The sequence below is a fragment of the Geodermatophilus sp. URMC 61 genome, assembly GCF_052931555.1.
In genome coordinates, this window is record NZ_JBRFHZ010000002.1 from 5,570,829 (window position 1) to 5,590,368 (window position 19,540).

The 19,540-nt window shown below is 75.5% G+C and carries 22 protein-coding genes; 10 read left to right on the forward strand and 12 right to left on the reverse strand.

Features of this window, described 5'->3' with window-relative positions; all coding sequences use genetic code 11:
- The first annotated feature begins 117 nt into the window (after positions 1–117).
- The gene (locus ACU610_RS26265) at positions 118–1,053 is read left to right on the forward strand and encodes a proline dehydrogenase family protein (protein ID WP_446770624.1); all 936 of its coding nucleotides are present in this window, start codon (positions 118–120) and stop codon (positions 1,051–1,053) included.
- Positions 1,054–1,086: 33 nt separating this feature from the next.
- A complete protein-coding gene (pruA, locus tag ACU610_RS26270; RefSeq protein ID WP_446770625.1) occupies positions 1,087–2,712 on the forward strand; it encodes an L-glutamate gamma-semialdehyde dehydrogenase in 1,626 nt (541 codons plus the stop codon).
- Between the two features lie 36 nt (positions 2,713–2,748).
- Here pruA and ACU610_RS26275 read toward each other — a convergent pair whose 3' ends face one another.
- Both ACU610_RS26275 and ACU610_RS26280 read right to left on the reverse strand, forming a co-directional pair.
- A complete protein-coding gene (locus ACU610_RS26275) occupies positions 2,749–3,303 on the reverse strand; it encodes a DUF488 domain-containing protein (RefSeq protein ID WP_446770626.1) in 555 nt (184 codons plus the stop codon).
- A 25-nt stretch (positions 3,304–3,328) separates the two neighbouring features.
- Positions 3,329–3,991 (reverse strand): class I SAM-dependent methyltransferase, encoded by a 663-nt coding sequence (locus ACU610_RS26280; protein WP_446770627.1) that lies wholly within the window; start codon positions 3,989–3,991, stop codon positions 3,329–3,331.
- A 120-nt stretch (positions 3,992–4,111) separates the two neighbouring features.
- On the opposite strand from ACU610_RS26280, the gene ACU610_RS26285 reads away from it, so the two are divergent.
- Positions 4,112–5,269 (forward strand): MFS transporter, encoded by a 1,158-nt coding sequence (locus tag ACU610_RS26285; protein ID WP_446770628.1) that lies wholly within the window; start codon positions 4,112–4,114, stop codon positions 5,267–5,269.
- A 52-nt stretch (positions 5,270–5,321) separates the two neighbouring features.
- The gene (locus ACU610_RS26290) at positions 5,322–5,759 is read left to right on the forward strand and encodes a hypothetical protein (RefSeq protein WP_446770629.1); all 438 of its coding nucleotides are present in this window, start codon (positions 5,322–5,324) and stop codon (positions 5,757–5,759) included.
- 3 nt (positions 5,760–5,762) lie between these two features.
- Here ACU610_RS26290 and ACU610_RS26295 read toward each other — a convergent pair whose 3' ends face one another.
- From ACU610_RS26295 to ACU610_RS26320, 6 genes are all read right to left on the reverse strand, one after another.
- Complete coding sequence (locus tag ACU610_RS26295) at positions 5,763–6,104, reverse strand: hypothetical protein (RefSeq protein ID WP_446770630.1); 342 nt, start codon at positions 6,102–6,104, stop codon at positions 5,763–5,765.
- Between the two features lie 121 nt (positions 6,105–6,225).
- On the reverse strand, positions 6,226–6,732 hold the full coding sequence (locus ACU610_RS26300) for a DUF4231 domain-containing protein (protein WP_446770631.1): 507 nt from the start codon (positions 6,730–6,732) through the stop codon (positions 6,226–6,228).
- A gap of 182 nt (positions 6,733–6,914) precedes the next feature.
- Positions 6,915–7,733 (reverse strand): ABC transporter permease subunit, encoded by an 819-nt coding sequence (locus ACU610_RS26305; protein WP_446770632.1) that lies wholly within the window; start codon positions 7,731–7,733, stop codon positions 6,915–6,917.
- Positions 7,730–8,647, reverse strand: coding sequence for an ABC transporter ATP-binding protein (locus tag ACU610_RS26310; protein WP_446770633.1), 918 nt, complete (start codon positions 8,645–8,647; stop codon positions 7,730–7,732). Before ACU610_RS26310 ends, ACU610_RS26305 begins: the two co-directional genes overlap by 4 nt.
- 201 nt (positions 8,648–8,848) lie before the next feature.
- Positions 8,849–10,000, reverse strand: a complete 1,152-nt coding sequence (locus ACU610_RS26315; RefSeq protein ID WP_446770634.1) for an FAD-dependent oxidoreductase — start codon at positions 9,998–10,000, stop codon at positions 8,849–8,851.
- A 7-nt stretch (positions 10,001–10,007) separates the two neighbouring features.
- The gene (locus ACU610_RS26320; RefSeq protein ID WP_446770635.1) at positions 10,008–10,379 is read right to left on the reverse strand and encodes a hypothetical protein; all 372 of its coding nucleotides are present in this window, start codon (positions 10,377–10,379) and stop codon (positions 10,008–10,010) included.
- 609 nt (positions 10,380–10,988) lie between these two features.
- Between ACU610_RS26320 and ACU610_RS26325 the strand changes: the two genes are divergently transcribed.
- The 5 genes from ACU610_RS26325 (at position 10,989) to ACU610_RS26345 (ending at position 14,784) form a co-directional block, all read left to right on the forward strand.
- Entirely contained in the window at positions 10,989–11,510 is a 522-nt protein-coding gene (locus tag ACU610_RS26325) for a TetR/AcrR family transcriptional regulator (RefSeq protein WP_446770636.1), read from the forward strand.
- Positions 11,511–11,582: 72 nt separating this feature from the next.
- Positions 11,583–11,969, forward strand: coding sequence for a DUF6394 family protein (locus ACU610_RS26330; RefSeq protein ID WP_446770637.1), 387 nt, complete (start codon positions 11,583–11,585; stop codon positions 11,967–11,969).
- A 13-nt stretch (positions 11,970–11,982) separates the two neighbouring features.
- Entirely contained in the window at positions 11,983–13,824 is a 1,842-nt protein-coding gene (locus ACU610_RS26335; RefSeq protein ID WP_446770638.1) for a potassium channel family protein, read from the forward strand.
- Positions 13,825–13,900: 76 nt separating this feature from the next.
- A complete protein-coding gene (locus tag ACU610_RS26340; protein WP_446770639.1) occupies positions 13,901–14,071 on the forward strand; it encodes a hypothetical protein in 171 nt (56 codons plus the stop codon).
- Positions 14,068–14,784: a hypothetical protein gene (locus ACU610_RS26345; protein WP_446770640.1), complete on the forward strand. Its 717-nt coding sequence runs from the start codon at positions 14,068–14,070 to the stop codon at positions 14,782–14,784. The genes ACU610_RS26340 and ACU610_RS26345 overlap by 4 nt, the downstream gene beginning before the upstream one ends.
- On the opposite strand, the gene ACU610_RS26350 is transcribed toward ACU610_RS26345, so the two are convergent.
- From ACU610_RS26350 to ACU610_RS26365, 4 genes are all read right to left on the reverse strand, one after another.
- A complete protein-coding gene (locus ACU610_RS26350; RefSeq protein ID WP_446770641.1) occupies positions 14,769–15,185 on the reverse strand; it encodes a VOC family protein in 417 nt (138 codons plus the stop codon). The two genes, ACU610_RS26345 and ACU610_RS26350, sit on opposite strands and share 16 nt — an antisense overlap.
- Complete coding sequence (locus ACU610_RS26355) at positions 15,182–16,009, reverse strand: helix-turn-helix domain-containing protein (protein ID WP_446770642.1); 828 nt, start codon at positions 16,007–16,009, stop codon at positions 15,182–15,184. The genes ACU610_RS26350 and ACU610_RS26355 overlap by 4 nt, the downstream gene beginning before the upstream one ends.
- A gap of 83 nt (positions 16,010–16,092) precedes the next feature.
- The gene (locus ACU610_RS26360; RefSeq protein ID WP_446770643.1) at positions 16,093–17,106 is read right to left on the reverse strand and encodes an alpha/beta hydrolase; all 1,014 of its coding nucleotides are present in this window, start codon (positions 17,104–17,106) and stop codon (positions 16,093–16,095) included.
- A 98-nt stretch (positions 17,107–17,204) separates the two neighbouring features.
- Entirely contained in the window at positions 17,205–17,411 is a 207-nt protein-coding gene (locus ACU610_RS26365; protein ID WP_446770644.1) for a hypothetical protein, read from the reverse strand.
- Positions 17,412–17,999: 588 nt separating this feature from the next.
- Here ACU610_RS26365 and ACU610_RS26370 point away from each other — a divergent pair.
- Entirely contained in the window at positions 18,000–19,025 is a 1,026-nt protein-coding gene (locus tag ACU610_RS26370) for an IS110 family transposase (RefSeq protein WP_446770645.1), read from the forward strand.
- Positions 19,026–19,540: the final 515 nt, after the last annotated feature.

Here is a 19,540-nt window from a genome sequence, read left to right on the forward strand (position 1 = left end):
GTCCCCCTGTACACCTGTATGACACCGGACGGCGGAGACCGTACGTCTGTCGCTGGTCGTGCGGGCCGGGGCTGCCTAGCGTCGGAGGCGTCGGGTCCCCGGTGCTGGAGGTGGCGCGTGCTCTCCCAGAAGGCCCTGCTGCTGAGCGCCGCCCGGCGCCCGGAACTGCGCCGGATGGTCACCGGCACCCCCGCGACCCGGCGTGTCGTCGACCGGTTCGTCGCCGGCGAGACCCTCGACGACGTCCTCGCCGTCGTCCGCCGGCTCACCGCCGAGGGCATCACCGTGACCCTCGACCACCTCGGCGAGGGCGTGACCGACCGGGCCGAGGCGGTGCGGTCCCGCGACGCCTACCTGGCGCTGCTCGACGGGCTGGCGCCGCTGCGGCTGGGCCGCGGGGCCGAGGTGTCGGTGAAGCTCTCGGCGTTCGGCCAGTCGCTGCCCGGCGGCGGCACCGACCTGGCGCTGGAGCTGGTCCGGCCCGTCGCCGAGGCGGCGTCGGCGATCGGCACCACGGTCACCCTGGACATGGAGGAGTCGGCCACCGTCGACTCGACCCTCGCCGTCCTCACCGAGCTGCGCCGCGACCACCCGGGCACCGGCGCGGTGTTGCAGGCCGCGCTGCACCGCACGGAGGACGACGCCGCCGCGCTCGCCGTCCCCGGCTCGCGGGTGCGCCTGGTCAAGGGCGCCTACGACGAGCCGCCGTCCGTCGCCCACCAGGGCCGCGCCGACGTCGACGCCGCCTACGCCCGCTGCCTCGGCGTGCTCATGCGCGGGCCCGGCCACCCGATGGTCGGCTCGCACGACCCGCGCATGGTCGACCTCGCGCAGCGGCTGGCCGCCGAGTACGGCCGGACGCCGGACTCGTGGGAGGTGCAGATGCTCTACGGCATCCGCACCGGCGAGCAGCGCCGACTGGCCGCCGAGGGCCTGTGCGTGCGGGCCTACGTCCCCTACGGCGTCGACTGGTACGGCTACTTCATGCGCCGGCTGGCCGAGCGTCCCGCGAACCTGCGCTTCTTCCTGCGCTCCCTCGTCAGCACCAGCTGATCCACCCGCCCTCCCACCCGCAGGAGATCCCCGATGGACGCCGTCACCCAGGTCCCCCCGCCGCGCAACGAGCCGGTGCTCACCTACGCCCCCGGCTCACCGGAGCGTGCCGCGCTGCAGCAGCGCCTCACCGAGCTGGCCGGCGAGCCGCTCGAGCTCACCATGACGATCGGCGGCCGGCCGCGCATGGCCTCCGGGGAGAAGTTCGAGGTCGTCCAGCCGCACCGGCACGCCGCCGTCCTCGGCACGTCCGCGCACGCCACGCACGCCGACGCCGAGGAGGCGGTGGCCTGCGCCAAGGCGGCTGCCCCCGCGTGGCGTGACCTGTCGTTCGACGACCGGGCCGCGGTGTTCCTGCGCGCCGCCGAGCTGCTGTCCGGGCCGTGGCGGCAGACGCTCAACGCCGCGACGATGCTCGGCCAGTCGAAGACCGCCTACCAGGCCGAGATCGACTCGGCCTGCGAGCTCGTCGACTTCTGGCGCTTCAACGTGCACTTCGCGCGGCAGATCCTGGCCGAGCAGCCGCAGTCCAGCCCGGGCGTCTGGAACCGCACCGACCACCGGCCGCTCGAGGGCTTCGTCTACGCGGTCACGCCGTTCAACTTCACCGCCATCGCCGGCAACCTGCCCACCGCGCCGGCGCTCATGGGCAACACCGTCGTCTGGAAGCCCGCGCCCACGCAGCAGTTCGCCGCCCACTTCCTCATGCGGCTGCTGGAGGAGGCCGGGCTGCCCCCGGGCGTCATCTCGATGGTCACCGGCGACGGAGCCGCCGTCTCCGACGTCGCCCTCGCCGACCGGGACCTCGCCGGCATCCACTTCACCGGCTCGACGGCGGTGTTCCAGATGCTGTGGCGGCGGGTGGGGGAGAACATCGCCTCCTACCGCGGCTACCCGCGCATCGTCGGCGAGACCGGCGGCAAGGACTTCGTCGTCGCGCACCCCTCGGCCGACGTCGACGTGCTGCGGACGGCGCTGGTGCGCGGCGCCTTCGAGTACCAGGGGCAGAAGTGCTCGGCGGCCTCGCGCGCGTACATCCCGCGGTCGGTGTGGGCGCGGCTGCGCGACGACCTGGTCGACGTCACCGAGTCGCTGCCGATGGGCGACGTCACCGACTTCGCCAACTTCATGGGCGCGGTGATCGACCGCAAGTCGTTCGCCAAGCTCTCCGGCGTCCTCGACCGGGTGGACGACGACCCGGCGCTGTCGATCGTGGCCGGTGGGCAGGCCGACGACAGCGAGGGCTTCTTCGTCCGCCCGACGGTCATCGAGGGCACCGACCCCGGCCACGAGGTCTTCACCACCGAGTACTTCGGGCCGGTGCTGGCGGTGCACGTCTACGACGACGCCCACTACGACACCGTGCTCACCCAGATGGAGTCGGCGGCGCCCTACGCGCTGACCGGTGCGGTGATCGCCGAGGACCGCGCCGCCATCGCCCACGCGCAGCGCTTCCTGCGGTTCGCGGCGGGCAACTTCTACGTCAACGACAAGCCCACCGGCGCCGTCGTCGGCCAGCAGCCCTTCGGCGGCGGGCGGGCCTCGGGCACCAACGACAAGGCCGGCGCGGCGCAGAACCTGCTGCGCTGGACGTCCACCCGGTCGATCAAGGAGACGTTCGTGCCGCCGACCGACCACCGCTACCCGCACATGAGCTGAGGCCACCCCCGCGCGAGATCTGCACACTCGCGGCCTTCAGGCACCTGGAGGCCGCGAGTGTGCAGATCTCGCGGGCCAGGAGACGGTGCCGTCGGGGGCGAGCACGGCGCCCTCGGACGGGCGGTGCTCGACGAGCCGGCCGTCGGGCATGAGGTGGTGCACCGGCACGCCGCGGCCGAGGACGGCGACGTCCGCGACCATCCGCCGATGGCAGCGCCACCACACGCTCTCGCTGCACATCACCGCCACGGTCGCCCTCGCCGCCTCGGCCAGCACCTCGTCGAGTCCGGCGGCGAACTCCGGCGTCCGCGTGTGTGCGGCGTAGGCGGCGAACTGGGCGACGGTCCACCAGCCGTCGGCGACGGGTTCGTCCGGCAGGAGGCGGCGGCGCCCGCCCAGCCGCGCGTCCCACCGGTAGCCGACGCCGGCGCCGGGCAGCCACCGCTCGAGCGCCTCCCGCCGGACGTCGGGGTTGCTGCGGCTGCCCGGGAACCGGCGGACGTCGACGACCTGCCCGATCCCCGCCCCGGTCAGTCGGGCGCCGAGGCGGGTGCGGTCGTCGGGGCCGTGGCCGACGGTGAGCAGGGGCACGCTCCCTGCCTACCCCCACCTGCGGTCAGCGGGGTCGGCGGGCGACACCGAGCACGTGCGGCGTGGCCGGGAGGGTGAGGCGGGAGTCGGGGAACCGCAGCCGGCGCAGGGCCGTGACCTCGAACCCCGCCCGCTCGATCGAACCGACCGGGTCGACGGCGGTGTGGCAGCCACCGGCCAGCAGCGGCCACAGGGTCGCGTCGGCGAGGCGCTGCGCCGCGCGCACCCGCCGGGTCGGGCCGAGGCCGTGCTCGAGGAAGGCCAGGGTCCCCCCGGGACGCAGCACGCGGGTGACCTCGGCGAGCGCCCGGTCGCGATCGGGCAGCGAGCACAGCACCAGGCAGAGCACGGCCGCATCGGCACCGCCGTCCGGCAGGGGCAGCGCCTCGGCGGTGCCGGCGACCACGGTGACCGGCACGGGTGCTGCCGCGGCCGCACGGGTGGCCAGGCCCCGGAGGTGCGGTTCGGGCTCGACCGCGGTCACCCGGGTCACCGCCGCCGGGTAGCGCGCGAAGTTGCGGCCGTTTCCGCAGCCGACCTCCACCACCGACCCGGACAGCGGCGCGAGCAGCTCGCTGCGCAGTGCGCCGAGGCCCTCGGCGTCCATCCCCTCGCTGATGCGGGCGTACAGGCGGCTGAACACCGGTCGGGGACGGTCCGTCGGCGGGACGCGCTGCGGTGGGGGCACCCCCGGATGGTGCACCGCCGCCGACGGGCGCGGGGCTCCCGCACGACCCGGCCCCGCGCCGTCGGGTCCGGCCGGTCATGCTGGTCGGTCGGGCGACGGAGCACGGACGAGGGGAGCGGTGTGGCGGGGGGGACGACGGAGACGCGGACGTCGCTGTGGCGGCTGCCCGCGGTGCGGGCGCTGGCCGGCGCCACGGTGCTGGGCTTCACCAGCTTCAGCCTGACCCTGGCCTCGCTGCCCGCCTACGCGGTCGCCGGTGGCGCCGCCGCCGACACCGCCGGGGTGGTCACCGCGGTCTTCCTCGTGGTCACCGTCGCCGGACAGTCGGTGGTGCCGGCGCTGACCGCGCGGTTCGGCCCGGGCCCGGTGCTGGCCGTCGGGCTCGTCGCCCTCGGCGCCCCCTCGCCGCTGTACGCGGTGGACGACGGGCTGCTCTGGCTCTCGGCGGTCTCCGCGGTGCGCGGCCTGGGCTTCGCGGTGCTCACCGTGCTCGGCGCGACGCTGGCCGCGCGGGTGGCCCCACCGGGGCGGCGCGGCGAGTCGATCGGCCTGTACGGGCTGGCCATCGCGGTGCCCAACCTGGCCTTCGTCCCGGCCGGGGTGGCGCTCGTGCTCGGCGGGCACGCGGCCTGGATGGCGTGGCTGGCCGCCGCACCGGTGCTCGCGCTGCCGCTGGTGCCCGGTGTCGTCCGGGAGGTGCGCGCCGAGCCGCGCGGCGGGACGTCGTCCTCCCGGGCCGCGGTGCTCGCCGCGCTCGCGCCGTCCGGGGTGCTGCTCGTGGTCACCCTCGCCGGCGGCGGACTGGTGACGTTCCTGCCGATCGAGCGGCCCGACGGCGTCCTGGCCACGGCGGCGCTGCTGGTCTTCGGCGTCACCGGGGCGCTGTCCCGGTGGCGGACCGGGGCGCTCGCCGACCGGACGGGCACCCGGCTGCTGGTCCCGCTGGCGCTGCTCGTGTCCGCGGTCGGGCTGGCGGCCGTCGCGCTGGGGCTGAGCGCCGGCGCCGGGTGGGTGCTGGCCGGTGCCGCCGTCTTCGGCGCGGGCTACGGAGCGGTGCAGAACCTGACGCTGCTGGCCGCCTTCGCCCGCGCCGGCGAGGGCGGGGCCACCGCCGCGAGCGCGGTGTGGAACGCCGCGTTCGACGCCGGGACCGCCGTCGGCGCCCTGGTGCTCGGCCTCCTCGCGGGCGGCCTCGGCCTGCCGTGGACCTACGTCCTCGTGGCCGGGGTGCTGCTGCTCACCCTGCCGCTGGCCCGGGTGGCGACGCGGCCGGCCTGACCGGGGGCGTCGGCCCCTGCCCGTGCCGGCCGGTCGGGTGTAGACGTCGGCGATGAGCGCGTCCGAGGTCCTCGACCTCTTCCGCCGCGCGGTGGCCGGCGACGACGTGGTCGCGATGCGGGCGGGTCTGGACCGGGCGCTCGGTCTCACCTCCGGCACGGGGCTGTCGGCCGAGGACGAGTACCGGGTCCGGCACCCCGACTACGTGATGGAGATGCCGCAGTCCGGCGAGCGCATCCGCGGCCGCGAGGCGATGCGGGCGGTGCAGGAGGCGTTCCCCACCCCGCCGCGGCTCACCGTGCGGCGCGTGGTCGGCGCCGGCCACGTGTGGGTGCTCGAGGGGGTCAACGACTACGGCGGCGAGGTCTGGCACGTCGCGCTCGTCCTGGAGTTCGACGACGAGGGCCGCATCGTGCGCGACACCCGCTACTACGCGCAGCCCGTCGAGCCGCCCGCCTGGAGGACTCCGTGGGTCGAGCCGCTCGGCTGACCGTCAGCCGGCGACGCGCGCGGCGGCCACGCGCAGCGAGCGGAGGAAGAGGACCTCCTCGGCCGACCGGCGCAGCCAGGTCCGCAGCCCCTCGGGGTCGGTGCGGTGCCGGTCGCGGAGCTGCCCGAGGTTCAGCTGCCGGGTGCTGGCCTGCGCGCGCTGGGCCGGTGGCAGCTGCCGGCCGTCGGCGCGCGCGATCGCGGTCAGGCCGGCGCCGACGAACACGAGGTCGCGGATCTCGGTGATGCCGGCGAGCAGCTCGTCCACCCCGGCGGCGTCGTCAGCGGCGAGGCGGCGGACCAGCTCGAGGGCCGTGCGCCGGCCGGTCTCCTGCGGATCGGTCATGCCCCCACTGTCCCTGGCCCCCCTGCGAGACCGCACGGGGACCCGTCAGGGCTCGATGGCGCCGACGTCGGTGGCGGTGCGCGGAGGTGGGCGGCGCCGGCTCGCCGCGCGGACGACGCGCTCAGGAGGCCGAGGACGTTACGCGACCCGGCCCGGCGCCGGGATCGGGTTCGGGAACGGACTGGTGCCTGCCCTCGGTCCACTTGGCGTGCTCCTGCGAGACCAGTCCCTCCACGCGCTCGGCCAGCACCCGGCGTGGCTGTGGTCCGCTGTACGGGCCGGCACCGGCCAGGTACAGGAACTTCTCGTGCTGCAGGGCCTCGTTGGTGGCCCGGTAGAGGACCCAGTTCGTCTGCCACTGGTACAGCTGCTGGACGCCCTCGAGCACGACGACGAGGGCGCCCAGCAGTGCGGTGACGACGCCGGGCAGGCGGGCGGCCACCGCCACGGGGACCGCCGCGGCCAGGAGCAACTGCGCGATCTTGACCCGCTTGTACGCCCGCTGGGCCGCCCCGCTCTTGCGGTCGTACCAGGCCAGCTGGTCCTGGAGCCGGTCCCAGGTCGGGTCGGTGCCCGGTGGCGGCTCCGTGACGGACTCGCGCGGTCGCGCCCCGTCGTGGTCGCTCATGGCGCCTCCTGACCACCTGGCGTCGCTGCGACCGGAGACCGCGCACGTGTCTCGGGCGCCCCGGTCGCCCGGACGGACCCGGCACCTCACAGGATGGCGTGGCAGCGGCCGGCCCCGGAAGTGCCGGAACGCCCCTCCCTCATCGGACGTGCTCGTCGGGGCACGTCCGATGAGGGTCGGCATCAGGCGTCGCGGCGGGTGAACGTCACCGCGGCGAGCGCCAGGACGGCGGCGACCTCGGCGACGAACACCGCCAAGCCGACCCACGGGTCGAGCAGCAGCGGGTTGAACGACTCCGGTGTCGCGATCGCCGACCCGGCGTTGCCCGGCATCAGCTTGGTCGTCCACTCGCCCCAGGCTCCGGGCAGCACCATCACCAGGTTGCCGACGACGAAGACCAGCCCCAGCACGATCGCCAGCGCCGCGGCGGTGTGCCGCACCAGGAGCCCGACGGCCGCCGCGAAGAGCCCCAGCCCGGCCATGTAGAGGCCGCTGCCCAGCAGCGACCGCAGCACGCCGTCGTCGGTGAGGGCCAGGCCGATGCCCTCGCGGTCGAGGAACCAGTTGCCGCCGAGGTAACCGGCGAGCGCGGTCAGGGTGCCGGCGACGAACAGCGTCGAGGCCAGCACCGCGGCCTTGGCCGCCAGCACCGCCCCACGCCGGGGCGTGGCCGCGAGCGTCGCGCGGATCATCCCCGTCCCGTACTCGCTGGTGACCACGAGCGCGCCCAGGACGACGGCGGTGACCTGGGCGAACACGACGCCCCAGGTGACGAAGGCGCCCACCGGCTCGCCGACGTCCCCACGGGCCAGCGCCTCGGCGCTCAGCGCGCACACCAGCGTGGTCAGGCCGGCACCCAGCACGAACATCGCGCCGAGCGACCAGGGAGTCGAGCGGACGGTCCAGAACTTGACCCACTCCGCCCGCAGCGTCGCACCGGGGCCGGGCCCGGCCGTGGTCTCGGTGCGGGTCCAGGCGTGCGTGCCCACGGTGGCGGTCATCGGGAGGCTCCTGCGGGCGTGGCGGCGTACTCGACGCTGTCGGCGGTGAGGGTCATGAAGGCGTCCTCGAGCGAGGAGCGCACCAGGGTCAGCTCGTGCAGCACCAGGCCGGCGCGGCTGACCAGCTCGCCGACTCCGGCCGCGTCCAGGCCCCGCACCCGCAACTCCTCGCCGTGCGCGGCGACGTCCAGGCCCTCGCGGCGCAGCAGGATGGCGACCCGGTCGTGCTGCGGGCTGCGGACCCGCACGTGGGAGGCGGCGTGCTGGGCGACGAACCCGGCCGTCGAGCAGTCGGCCAGCACCCGGCCGCGGCCGATGACGACGAGGTGGTCGGCGGTCAGCGCCATCTCCGACATCAGGTGGCTGGAGACGAACACCGTGCGGCCCTCGGCGGCGAGGTCGCGGGCGAGGGTGCGCACCCAGCGGATGCCCTCGGGGTCCAGGCCGTTGACCGGCTCGTCGAGGACGACGACCGGCGGATCGCCGATCAGCGCGGCCGCGATGCCCAGGCGCTGGCCCATGCCCAGGGAGAACCGGCCGACCCGCTGGTCGGCGACCGCGGTGAGTCCGACCAGGTCGAGCACCTCGTCGACGCGGGTCCGTGGGATGCCGTTGCTGGCCGCCAGCCAGCGCAGGTGGTCGCGCGCCGAGCGGCCCGGGTGCAGGGCGCGGGCCTCGAGCAGCGCTCCCACCTCGCGCAGCGGAGCGGGGTAGTCGGCGTAGCGGCGGCCGTTGACGGTGACGCTGCCCGAGGTCGGGCGGCCCAGACCGAGGACCATCCGCATCGTCGTGGACTTCCCCGCGCCGTTGGGGCCGAGGAATCCGGTCACCCGGCCGGGTTCGACGGTGAAGCTGATCCCGTCGACGGCGGTGCGGGCGCCGTAGGTCTTGGTGAGGCGGTGTGCGGCGATCACGGGGTCACCGGGCCGCGGGAGGTCGGGGAGGTCATGGCGTCGAGGCTCGCGGCCGCCGGCCCCCGCGGGTATCCGGGAACGCCCTGGACCGACCCTGAACGGTCCCGGAGGCGGCCGCGCCCTCGGCATAGGAGGCAATGCATACGCGTGAGCCGGTCGAGACGTATGCATTGCCTCCTATGCCCGGTCCGGGACGGCGGCTCAGGCGGCCGAGCGGGGGATCGCCGTGTCCGGGTGCAGCAGCCGGCGCAGCGCCACCGCGGCCCCCCGTCCGGCCCGGTTGGCGCCGACCGTGCTCGCCGAGGGGCCGTAGCCGACCAGGTGCACCCGCGGCTCGCCGGCGACGTGGGTGCCCTCCATCCGGATGCCGCCGCCGGGTCCGCGCAGGCCCAGCGGCGCCAGGTGGCCCAGCGCCGCGCGGAAGCCGGTGGCCCACAGGACGGCGTCGGCGCGCACGAAGCGGCCGTCGTCCCACGCCACGCCGTCGGGGGTGAGCCGGTCGAACACCGGCAGCCGGTCGAGGACGCCGCGGGCGCGTGCCTCCCGCACCCAGGGCGTGACGACCAGCCCGGTGACGCCGACGACGCTGCCGGGGGAGCGGCCCTCGCGGACGGCGTCCTCGACGAGCGCGACCGCCGCCCGTCCCTCGTCGGGGCCGAACGGCTCCTCGCGCCAGACCGGGGGGCGCCGGGTCACCCAGGTGGTGTCGGCGACCTCGGCGATCTCCCCGAGCAGTTGCACCGCCGAGGCGCCGCCGCCCACCACGACCACCGACTGCCCGGCGAACTCGGCGGCGCCCCGGTAGTCGACCGGGGTCAGCTGGCGGCCGCGGAAGACTTCCTGCCCGGGATAGCGCGGCACGAACGGCCGGGTCCAGGTGCCGGTGGCGTTGACGACGGCGGAGGCCGTCCACTGGCCGTCCGTCGTCTCGACGCGGAACCGCTCGTCGGGCCGTGCTCTCCGGCCCGACTCCGCGCCGCGGTCGGCTCCTCGCTCGCAGCGCTCGCTGCGATGCTCCCCGCGGCTGTCGTCGGAGGCCCGACGGACGGCGCGCACCCGGACCGGCCGGTGCACCGGCAGCGCGAAGTGCCGCTCGTAGTCGGCGAAGTAGGCGGGGACCGCGTCGGCGGCCGGGACGTCGTCCCCAGCCGGCGGGAACGGCAGGCCGGGCAGGTCGTGCACGTGGTGGGTGCGGGCCAGCGTCAGCGAGGGCCAGCGGTGCTGCCAGGCGCCCCCGGCGCGCTCCTCGGCGTCCAGGACGACGAGGTCGAGGCCCAGCCGGGCCAGGTGGTGCGCCGCACTCAGCCCGGCCTGGCCGGCCCCGATGACGACGACCTCGACGTCCCTGCTCACGCGAGGCTCAACCGCGGCAGGCGCCCCCGGCTTCCGGCCGCAGCCGGTCCAGGTCGGCGCCCGTGAGCGTCGCGGTGTCCCGCGGGTCGTAGCCGAACCGGACGGTCACCGCGCCCGGCCGGGCCTCGACCAGCCAGGTGGGCCGCTCCGCCGTCCCGTCGGCCGGCCGGTACCACCACCGCTCGGCCAGCAGCGGCAGGCCGAAGCGGCGGAGGAACGACTCCGCGGCCGGCCGGTCGGGGAGGACGCGCAGGGCGGGCCCGAACAGTGCACGGGCGACCACCACGTCGGCGTCGCCGCGCCGCTCGGTGGACAGCCAGCCCACCAGTTCGCCGTCCTCCGCGCGGTGGACCGGCGTCAGGTCCTCGATCCGGGTCACGTCCCGACGGTAGGGAGGCCTGCAACGCCATTTCGGCGTCTTGCGGGCCTCTTGCGGTTGCCCGGCGCGTGCCCTGCGGATGGGCCAGCAGAGTCCTCCCTGTCACCGAGACGACGGCCACCGAGGGCGTCTCCGGAGACACCGGCCCCGACGGGGCCTGAGGCAGCCGGCGTCTCCATCGCACGGGGGGACGGAGTCGCCGGCGGATCGACCGGCGGCATCGAGGGGGACGACGCCGCCGGGCACGACCGCCGGGCACGCCGCTGGGGAACGGCGGGCCCGGTCGCACGCCGACCGGCACGACCGTGGGGGACGGGGAGAGCCGGTCGAGGGGGAGCGCACGGGCCGGCCGCGGGAGACCGCGGCCGGCCCCGCCGCGTCTGCCGGCCCGGCTCGCCATCCGCCCGGACGTCCGTGGCGGACGTGCCCGTGCCACTCCGCAGCGTCCCGCATGCTGGCGGTGAGATCCGTCCTGCGCTGCTCCAGAACACGGGTTACGTTCGCGTCGTGACACAGTGTGACGAGACCGCGCCGGCAGTCTGCCCGACCCGGACCCGGACCACAGGACGCCGACTCGACGCGTCGCGGGACGCCGCGATCGCCTCGGCCGTGATCGAGGTGCTCGGCCGATCCGGCTACGCCGGCCTGACGATGGACGCCGTCGCGATGGTCGCCGGGGTCGGCAAGGCGACGATCTACCGGCGCTGGTCGAGCAAGGCCGAGCTGCTGCTCGGCGTCATGGACGTGGTGGGCGCGCCGGTGCTGGAGGTGCCCGACACGGGGAGGCTGCGCGAGGACCTGATCGCCGTCCTGACCCAGGTGGTGGAGCTCCTCGGCGGCCCCTCGGGGCGGGCGATCCGCAGCCTGCTCGGCGCCGTCGTCGACGACCCGGTGCTGCAGGAGGGCTGCCGCCGCCTCCCGCTGGCGAACTGGGACGCCGCCTGGGACACCGTCGTCGCCCGCGCGGTCGAGCGCGGCGAGGTCCCGGCCCGCGCCGGGCAGTCGATCGCGGCGGAGGTCGGCCCGGCGGTGCTCGCGCTGCGCTGGCTGGTCACCGGGCGGCCGCTGGACGCCACCGTCGTGATCGAGCTCGTCGACCGCGTGGTCCTGCCGCTGTTGCAGCGTCCGTAGCGCGAGCGGACCACAGCAGCGATGCTGTGGGCCGATCCCGGGGGTGTCCGGGGGCAGTGGGCGGGAGGGCGCGTGAACCTGGAGAAGGTCGTCTTCGGGTTCTTCGTGCTGCTCGCCGCCACGCTGAACTTCGGGTTCTTCATCGGTGACATCGACAACCCGGTGGTGCACAACCGCTACGAGCTGTTCGCGGCGGTCGTCGTCAACCTGATCGCCACCGTGCTGAAGTTCGGCGACCGCACGCAGATCGGGGCGGTGCACCTGGCCACCAGCCTGGTCGCCGACCTCCAGCTCATCAGCGCCGCGCTCGTGTACGGCTATGCCGTCTACGTCTCCACCGCCGGGATCACCCCCGGCACGATGGCGAGCATCGTGTCCCTCTCCGGCGGCGCGCTGCTGGCCAACCTCGTCTCGGTCGTCCTGCTGGTCGTGGAGACGGTGTCCTTCCACCGAGGGTGACCGGGAGGCCGCCATGGGCAACCCCCTGCTGACGTTCTGGGTGCACCGGAACCGGCGCGAGGAGGAGGAGCGGCGGGCCCGTCGCGCCCGGTTGCTGGCGGCCGCCGCGTCGGCCAACCGGGCCTCCGCGACGATCTTCCTGATCCTGCGGCGCATGCGCGCGCCGCTGATCGTGCTGATCGCCATCTTCTCGATCAGCGTGCTGGGCCTGACCCTCATCCCCGGCGAGGACGCCGAGGGGCGGCCCTGGGACATGGGCTTCTTCGACGCCATCTACGTCATGAGCTACACCGCGACGACGATCGGCTTCGGCGAGATCCCGTACCCGTTCACCTACAACCAGCGGATGTGGCTGACCATCTCGATCTACCTCACGGTGGTCGGCTGGGCCTACGCCATCGGGTCGCTGTTGTCCCTGGTGCAGGACCGGGCATTCCGCTCGGCGCTGGCGCTGCAGCGCTTCACCCGCAAGGTAGCCCGGCTGTCCGAGCCGTTCGTCCTGATCGCCGGCTACGGCCGCGCCGGCGAGTTGCTCGGGCACTCGATGGACGCCCTGGGCCGCCGGGTCGTCGTCCTGGACCGGGACGAGGAGCGGATCGACGGCCTGGAACTCGAGTCGTACCACGGTGACGTCCCCGGGCTGGCCGCCGACGCCCGGGACCCCGGGCACCTCGGGGTCGCCGGTCTGGACCATGCCTGCTGCGAGGCGGTGGTGGCCCTCACCGACGACGACGAGGCCAACCTCGCCGTCGTCATGACGACCGCGCTGCTGCGTCCGGACCTCCCGGTGATCGCGCGCGCGACGACCCACGTCATCGCCGAGCGGATGCGGGTGTTCGGCTCGCCCAGCGTGGTCAACCCCTTCGACCTGTTCGGCGACCACGTGCGGCTGGCCCTGCGGGCGCCGGCGTCCTACCAGCTGCTGACCTGGCTGGAGAGCGGGCCCGGAGCCGCGCTGCCCCCGCGGGGCGCACCGCCGCGCAGCGGCCGCTGGGTGGTGTGCGGCTACGGCCGGCTCGGCCGGGAGCTCACGGAGGACCTGCGCGCCGAGGGCATCGAGGTGACGGTCATCGATCCGAGCCCGCACGACGACGTGGACGACGTCGTCGTGGCCGGCGGCTTCGAGTCCGGCGTGCTGGCGTCGGTGGGGCTCGAGGAGGCCGTGGGCTTCGTCGCCGGCACGGACAACGACATCACCAACCTCTCGCTGGTGGAGACCGCCCGCCGGATCAACCCGGGCCTGTTCCTCGCCGCCCGGCAGAATCGGCCGCAGAGCGCGCCGCTGTTCGCCGCGATGGAGCTCGACGCGCTGCTCGTCCCCACCGAGGAAGTCGCGCACGAGGTGTACGCGCAGCTCTCCACGCCGCTGCTCTGGCGGTTCCTGCGCGAGATGCCGGAGCTCGGGGACGCCTGGGCCGCGAATCTGGTCGACCGGCTCACCGACGTGTGCGGGCAGCACCTGCAGGCGCTGTGGAAGGTACGGCTCATCGAGCGGGAGGCCCCCGCCCTGACGCCCTGGCTGGCCTCCGGGGAGGCGCGGCTGGGCGACCTGCTGCGCAACCCGGAGAACCGCGACGAGCGCCTCCACGCGGTGCCGCTTCTCCTGCTCCGGCGGGATGACGCCCTGCTGGCCCCGGGTCCCGAGGCGGTCCTCGCCCCAGGCGACGAGCTCCTGCTCGCCGGCTGGCCGGCCGCCCGGCGGGCGCTGGAGGTCACCCTAGTGGTCGACGCGGTCCACGAGTACGTGGTGACCGGTCGTCGGGTGCCGTCGGGCTGGCTCTGGCGGAAGCTCAACGGCACCCCGGCGCCGACCCCGGACGAGGAAACGCGGCCAACCGCCGCCACGCCGTCCTGACGGCGACGCGGAGACCTCCCGGGTGGGCTCGGCCGGTGCTTCACTGAGGCACGGGTCGCACGGTGAGGAGCCGCAGATGCACACGCTGACCGCACCGCTGACACCCCGGACCGCCGCGGCGGCCCGGCCCTGCGTGGCCGGCGACATCGGCCCCGAGCGTCGGGAGATCGAGTGCGAGCCGGTGGCCGACCCGGCCCCGGCCGCGCCGAGCCCCGAACCGGCCCCGGCCGCTCCAGCCCCGGCGTGACCCTCCCGACCGACCCCGGCGCCGACCCGCCGGCCCTGGTCCCGGGGGAGCTGCGCGGCTACCGGCGCTTCCGCCTGGCCGAGGACGGCCTGCGCCCGCCGGTGCACGTCGCCGCCGGCCCGTGGAGCTGGCCGGTCGAGCACGCCCGCTGCATGGTGGACGACGAGCACCGGCCGCCGGCGCGCGGCTGCAGCTGTGGCCTCTACGGCTGGTACCACCCCAGCCACACCGGCCTGGGGACCGGCTGGGGGGACGTGACCGCGGTGGTCGCCGCCCGCGGCCGGATCGTCCTCGGCGACACCGGGTTCCGCGCCGCCGCGGCCCGCGTCCAGGCCGTGTGCCTCCCGCGCCGCGTCCGCCTCTCCCGCCGGCGCCGCCGCCGGTGCGAACGGCTGCTGGCCGAGTGCTACCCCGGGGTGCTGGTCTACTGGTCGCGGCGGCGGATGCTGCGCCGGCACCCGCCCGAGGACCTGTCGGCCCTCGGCATCGTCGTCCGCCCCAGCCGCGCGCCGCGCTACCGCTGGACGGCGCTGGCCGTGTGGCTGGCCGGCGTCCTGGTGCTGTGCTCGGTCGCCGTGGTCCCGCGCCCGGTGCTGCTCGGCATCACGCCCGCCGGGTGGCTCGGTGCGCTCGCCTGCTTCGTCCTGTGGCAGGTGGCGCTGGGCTGGTTGGTGTCCCGGGCGTCCCCGCTGCCCGGTCAGGCGCCGCGGTAGGTGCCGACCGTCCAGAGGTTGCCGTCGGCGTCGCGGACGCCGAACTCGTGGGAGCCGTAGTCGGTGTCGTGCAGTTCCTGCAGCACCTCGACCCCGGCCATGCCGCGGACACGCTCCCACGCCGCGTCGACGGTGGCCGGCTCGGCCGCGACGACGTACACACCCTGGGGTCCGAGGGCGCCCCAGTCGCCGGGCTTGCCGCGGGTGCCGAACATGACGCCCCCGCCGTCCGGCCAGCGTGCCTCGGCGTGCACGACGGTGCCGTCCTCGTCGCGGTAGCAGGCGGTGACGGTGAAGCCGAGTCCTCCGGTGAGGAAGCGGACCCCGGCGTCGACGTCGGTGAAGCCGACGCTCGGCCAGACGGTGGGAGCAGGGGCGGTGGTGGTCATCGCATCGGTCATGCGGGACAGGGTGCTCCCTGGGCCGGCGCGCTGTCTTGGACGAACGGGAGCTCCTCGCGCAGCCACGTGCCGACGCTGCACCCGGCAAGCGCCCGCCACTCCCGGGCCAGGTGCGGCTGGTCGGCGTAGCCGCAGCGGGCGGCGACCTCGGCCAGCGGGAGGCGGCGTGGGTCGAGCAGCAGCCGCCGGGTGGCCTCGAAGCGGGCGATCCGCGCCGCCTGCTTGGGCGGGACGCCGGTGGCGAGCCGGAACTGCTCGCTCAGGTGGCGGCGGCTCCAGCCGACGTGCGCGGCCAGGTCCTCGACCCGGCAGCGGCCGGCGCTGCGGTGCACCACGCGCCAGGCCTCACGCACCTCGGGCGGCACGGGGACGACGCGGCCGGAGAGCCGGTCGACCAGGGCCGCGTCGAGCACCGCGAACCGCTCCGCCCAGCCGGGGGCCGCCGCGAGGTCGTCGACGAGCCGGTCCGCCGCCCGGCCGAGGACGTCGGCCAGGTCGACGGTCCGCTCGGCGAGCTCGGCGGCGGGCAGCCCGAGGAGGGCGGTCGCGGCCAGCGGGGTGAGGGCGTACTGCAGGCCGTCCTGGGGGCGGGTGGCGTCGATGAGCGCCGGCCGCGTGTGCAGCCCGCCGACGACCGCGTGGGCGGCGACGGCGGGGCCGGTGCCGCTGACCCGCAGCGGTGCGGCCAGCTCGACGACCAGCGTGAGGTGGCGGGAGGGCAGCCCACGGTGCAGCCCCGTCGGCATCGCGGGGGAGCGGTAGCCGTGCGCCGCCGCCACGAACGGGCGCAGGGGCGCCGGGACGACGTGGCGGACGAGGGACACGGCTGGGCCTCCTGCGCTCGGCGTCGATGGTGCGGCGATCGTGCCGTGCCGTCGGCGTCCCGTGGGGTCCTCGGGCCTCCGGCTCAGCGCACGCGCCGGGCCGAGGTCACTCCCAGTCCCGCGGCGAGGGCGTCGAACGCGGCCCGCCGGAAGGCGCGCATCGACGGGACCGACGACTCGAGCTCCGTCTCGGCGGCGTGGTACATCCCCGGCTCGACCAGCACCTCGACCGGGACGCCGGCGGCCTCCAGCCGGCGGGCGTACTCGAGGTCCTCCTCCAGGAACAGGTCGAGGTCGCCCACGCCGATCCACGCCGGCGGGAGGCCGGAGAGGTCCGCGCGGCGGGCCGGTGCGGCGTACGGGCGGGGCTCGTCGGGCCGGGACGGGTGGCCGAGGTAGGCGGTCCAGGCGAAGCGGTTGGACCGCGGCGTCCAGGCGACCCGGCCTCGTCCGCGGTGGTTCCGGCGCAGCACCGTGCGGTCGTCGAGCATGGGGTAGACCAGCAGCTGGAAGGCCACCGGCGGCCCCTCGTCGTGCGCCCGCTGCACCACGGCGGCGGCCAGCCCGCCGCCGGCGCTGGCACCACCGACGGCGACGCGGGCGGCGTCGACCCCCAGCACGCCGGCGGAGTCGTGCAGCCAGTCCAGCGCGGCCGAGCAGTCGTCGAGCGCGGCGGGGAACGGGTGCTCGGGCGCCAGCCGGTAGCGGGCGCTGACGACGAGGATGCCGAGGTCGCGGGCCATCCGGCTGCACAGCTCGACGTCGGCCTCGGGGCGGCTGAGGATCGTGCCGCCGCCGTGGAACCACAGCAGCGCCGCGCTCGGGCGCTCGCGGCCCGCGGGGGCGAAGACGAGGACGTCCTGGCCACCGGGGACGTCGGACCCTGAGACGTCGACCTCCGCGACCGGTGCAGTGGCGCGGCCGTACAACCGTCGGGCGGCCCCGAGCTCGAGGCGGGAGCCGATCGACAGCGGCAGCCAGAGGCCGGGGGTCCGCAGGTCCGGCGCCACCGCCGCGAGGGTGCGGGCGCGGCGACCGACGGCGCCGGTCCCCGCGCCCACCAGGGCTGCCAGTGCCAGCGCACGGCTGCTGCTCATCGATCTCCTCCGTGGTCGGCGGGGTCCTGGGAGTGTGCCGGACGCGACGAGCGCGGCCGCCCCGACCGGGGGAGACCGCCCCTCCGCTTCCCGGTCGGTCAGGACAGGCGCCGATCTCGACTGCGGTGGTCGAGCACGGCCTGCTCGACGCGCGTGGCCACCCCGTCCGGCGAGGCGAGGAGACGCGCCCGATCGGAGAGTCGCCGCCCACCCTGCTGCCTCCGGTCGGCGTTCCCGAGGACGTCGGTCAGCTTCTCCCGGAGCTCGTCGACGTCGTCGTAGAGACCCTCGTGGTCGGACCCCATCACCTCGGGGTGAGAACCCAGTCGGGGGGGCGAGGCAGTAGTTCCCGGTGCTCATCGCCGCCGATGTCGCCGGCTGGTTCTCACACGCCGGCTACCTCACCCGGCAAGTCGCCTGAAAACCGCTGTGAGGTGCCGGCCGAGGCCTGGGCCCGGCGGTCGGCCGGCGCGGGCGCGCACGGCCTGCACCTGTATGACTGGGCCCGGATCGAGCTGCTGGCCGGGTTCGACCCGGGCTGGGCACGCTGGGTGCTGGCCCGCCGGAGCACCCCCACCGACGGCAAGCAGGCCGAGCTGGCCTTTCACGTCTGCGCTGGGCCGGCCGAGACCTCTCTCGAGCAGCTCGTCGCGGTGGCCCGCGGCCGCTGGCGGATCGAGGAGTGTTTCCAGGCGGCCAAGAACCAGGCCGGCTGGCCTCCTACCAGGTCCGTGACTACACCGCCTGGTACCGGCACATCACCCTGGCCATGCTCGCCCACGCCTACTTGTCCGCCACCCGCGCCACCGCGGAAAAGATGACATGCGGAGGGACCCCCTCAGCTCAGGCGCACGGTTGGATGCGTCGGCTGTAGGAGCGTGAGGAGGCCCCTGATGCGGATCGTAGGCGGATTGGACGTCCACCGGCGGCCGATCACCTTCGACTACCTCGATGAGCGCACTGGCCAGCAACGCCGTGGCCGGATCGCACCAGCGGATCGGATGCTGCTGCGCCGCTGGCTCCAGGACACCGTCGTCGACTCGCCGGCGGCGTTCGCGGTCGAGGCCTGCACCGGCTGGCGGTTCGTGGTGGAGGAGCTGCAGCGTGCCGGGATCGAGGCGCACCTGGCCGAGCCGGCCGACACCGCCGCCGCCCGCGGTCCGAAGCGGCGGGCCAAGACCGACCGCACCGATGCGCGGCATCTGCGCGAGCTGCTCGCCGGCGGGCGGCTGCCCGAATCGTGGATCCCGCCCGAGCAGGTGCTGGAGATGCGCGCCAGGCTCGAGCTCTTCCGCGACCTGCGCGAAGAACACACCGCCTGGGTGCAGCGCATCCACGCCATACTGCTGCACCAGGGCGCCCCGGCGATCGCCGGTGACCTGCTGGGAGCGGACAACCGCCGGCGGCTGGAGGCCGGCGAGCAGCTGTCTCCCGCTGGCCGCCAGGCGGTGGCCACCGCGCTGCGGATCCTGGACGCCCTGGACGCCGAGCTGGGGCCGCTGCGCAAACAGATTGCCGCGTTCGCTCGCCGCCAGCCCGGCTGCAAGGCGCTGCAGGCCCAGTACGGGGTCGGCGAGATCACCGCGGCCGCGTTGTGGGCCGAACTCGGCGACACCCGCCGGTTCAGCTCCTCCCGCAAGGCGGTGCGGCACACCGGGCAGGACATCACCGTCTACTCCTCCGACGGCAAACGGCCGCCAGGGAAGCTGTCTCGGCAGGGCTCGCCGCTGCTGCGCTGGGCGCTGTTCGAGGCGGCCAAGTGCGCCGCCCGCCCGGGCGCTCCGGATCACGCCTACTACCGCCAGGTCGCCGACCGCCTCGGCGGTAACCGGGCCGCGCTCTCGGTGGCCCGCAAGATCGCCCGCCGGGCGCACCACACCCTCCGGGCGCTTGGCGACGAGGCCCTCGCCGCCGTCTGACCATCCGGGGCCGGATGCGCGCCTCAGCCCACCCACCGATGCCCGCGGCCCGCTCCCGCAGAGCCCCCTGCCGGCCGTGTTCACACCACGGGCCGGCCTCAAAAGATCGAGCGGCCGCACCCTGCCGGGACACCCCATCGCTCATCATGTCGCCGGAGCAGCAGCTCCGTGCACCGAGATAAGGCCGGGCGCCCGCGCACCACTGCCTGATCCCTCAACTTGCTCCGGCCACCGCGCCGGGCCAGGAGCCGCCGTTGACGTGAGGCCCACCCCGCCCTCCTCCGCGGCGACCACCATGAGCCGGTCCTCGCCGCGGTCAAGGTCGTTCGTCCACCGGGCGCTCCACCTTGACCGCGGCTGCGGGCCGACATCCACCCACGCCTGCGGACGAGGCCAAGAACAACGGACCGATTGACCCGGGGCCCCCTCCACAGATAAGGGGGATCCGCAACCGGAACCGACCAGCTCATCGCGCTGACCGTGCCGGAACTGCGGCGCCTGCTCAACACCCTCAT

What these genes read in the sequence shown, in the direction of transcription:
- pruA (WP_446770625.1), top strand. Translation starts at nt 1,087, where the DNA reads ATGGACGCCGTCACCCAGGTCCCCCCGCCGCGCAACGAGCCGGTGCTC.
- ACU610_RS26290 (WP_446770629.1), top strand. Translation starts at nt 5,322, where the DNA reads ATGAGCGCGTCCGAGGTCCTCGACCTCTTCCGCCGCGCGGTGGCCGGC.
- ACU610_RS26295 (WP_446770630.1), bottom strand. Translation starts at nt 6,104, where the DNA reads ATGACCGATCCGCAGGAGACCGGCCGGCGCACGGCCCTCGAGCTGGTC.
- ACU610_RS26300 (WP_446770631.1), bottom strand. Translation starts at nt 6,732, where the DNA reads ATGAGCGACCACGACGGGGCGCGACCGCGCGAGTCCGTCACGGAGCCG.
- ACU610_RS26305 (WP_446770632.1), bottom strand. Translation starts at nt 7,733, where the DNA reads ATGACCGCCACCGTGGGCACGCACGCCTGGACCCGCACCGAGACCACG.
- ACU610_RS26335 (WP_446770638.1), top strand. Translation starts at nt 11,983, where the DNA reads ATGGGCAACCCCCTGCTGACGTTCTGGGTGCACCGGAACCGGCGCGAG.
- ACU610_RS26340 (WP_446770639.1), top strand. Translation starts at nt 13,901, where the DNA reads ATGCACACGCTGACCGCACCGCTGACACCCCGGACCGCCGCGGCGGCC.
- ACU610_RS26350 (WP_446770641.1), bottom strand. Translation starts at nt 15,185, where the DNA reads ATGACCGATGCGATGACCACCACCGCCCCTGCTCCCACCGTCTGGCCG.
- ACU610_RS26360 (WP_446770643.1), bottom strand. Translation starts at nt 17,106, where the DNA reads ATGAGCAGCAGCCGTGCGCTGGCACTGGCAGCCCTGGTGGGCGCGGGG.
- ACU610_RS26365 (WP_446770644.1), bottom strand. Translation starts at nt 17,411, where the DNA reads ATGGGGTCCGACCACGAGGGTCTCTACGACGACGTCGACGAGCTCCGG.
- ACU610_RS26370 (WP_446770645.1), top strand. Translation starts at nt 18,000, where the DNA reads ATGCGGATCGTAGGCGGATTGGACGTCCACCGGCGGCCGATCACCTTC.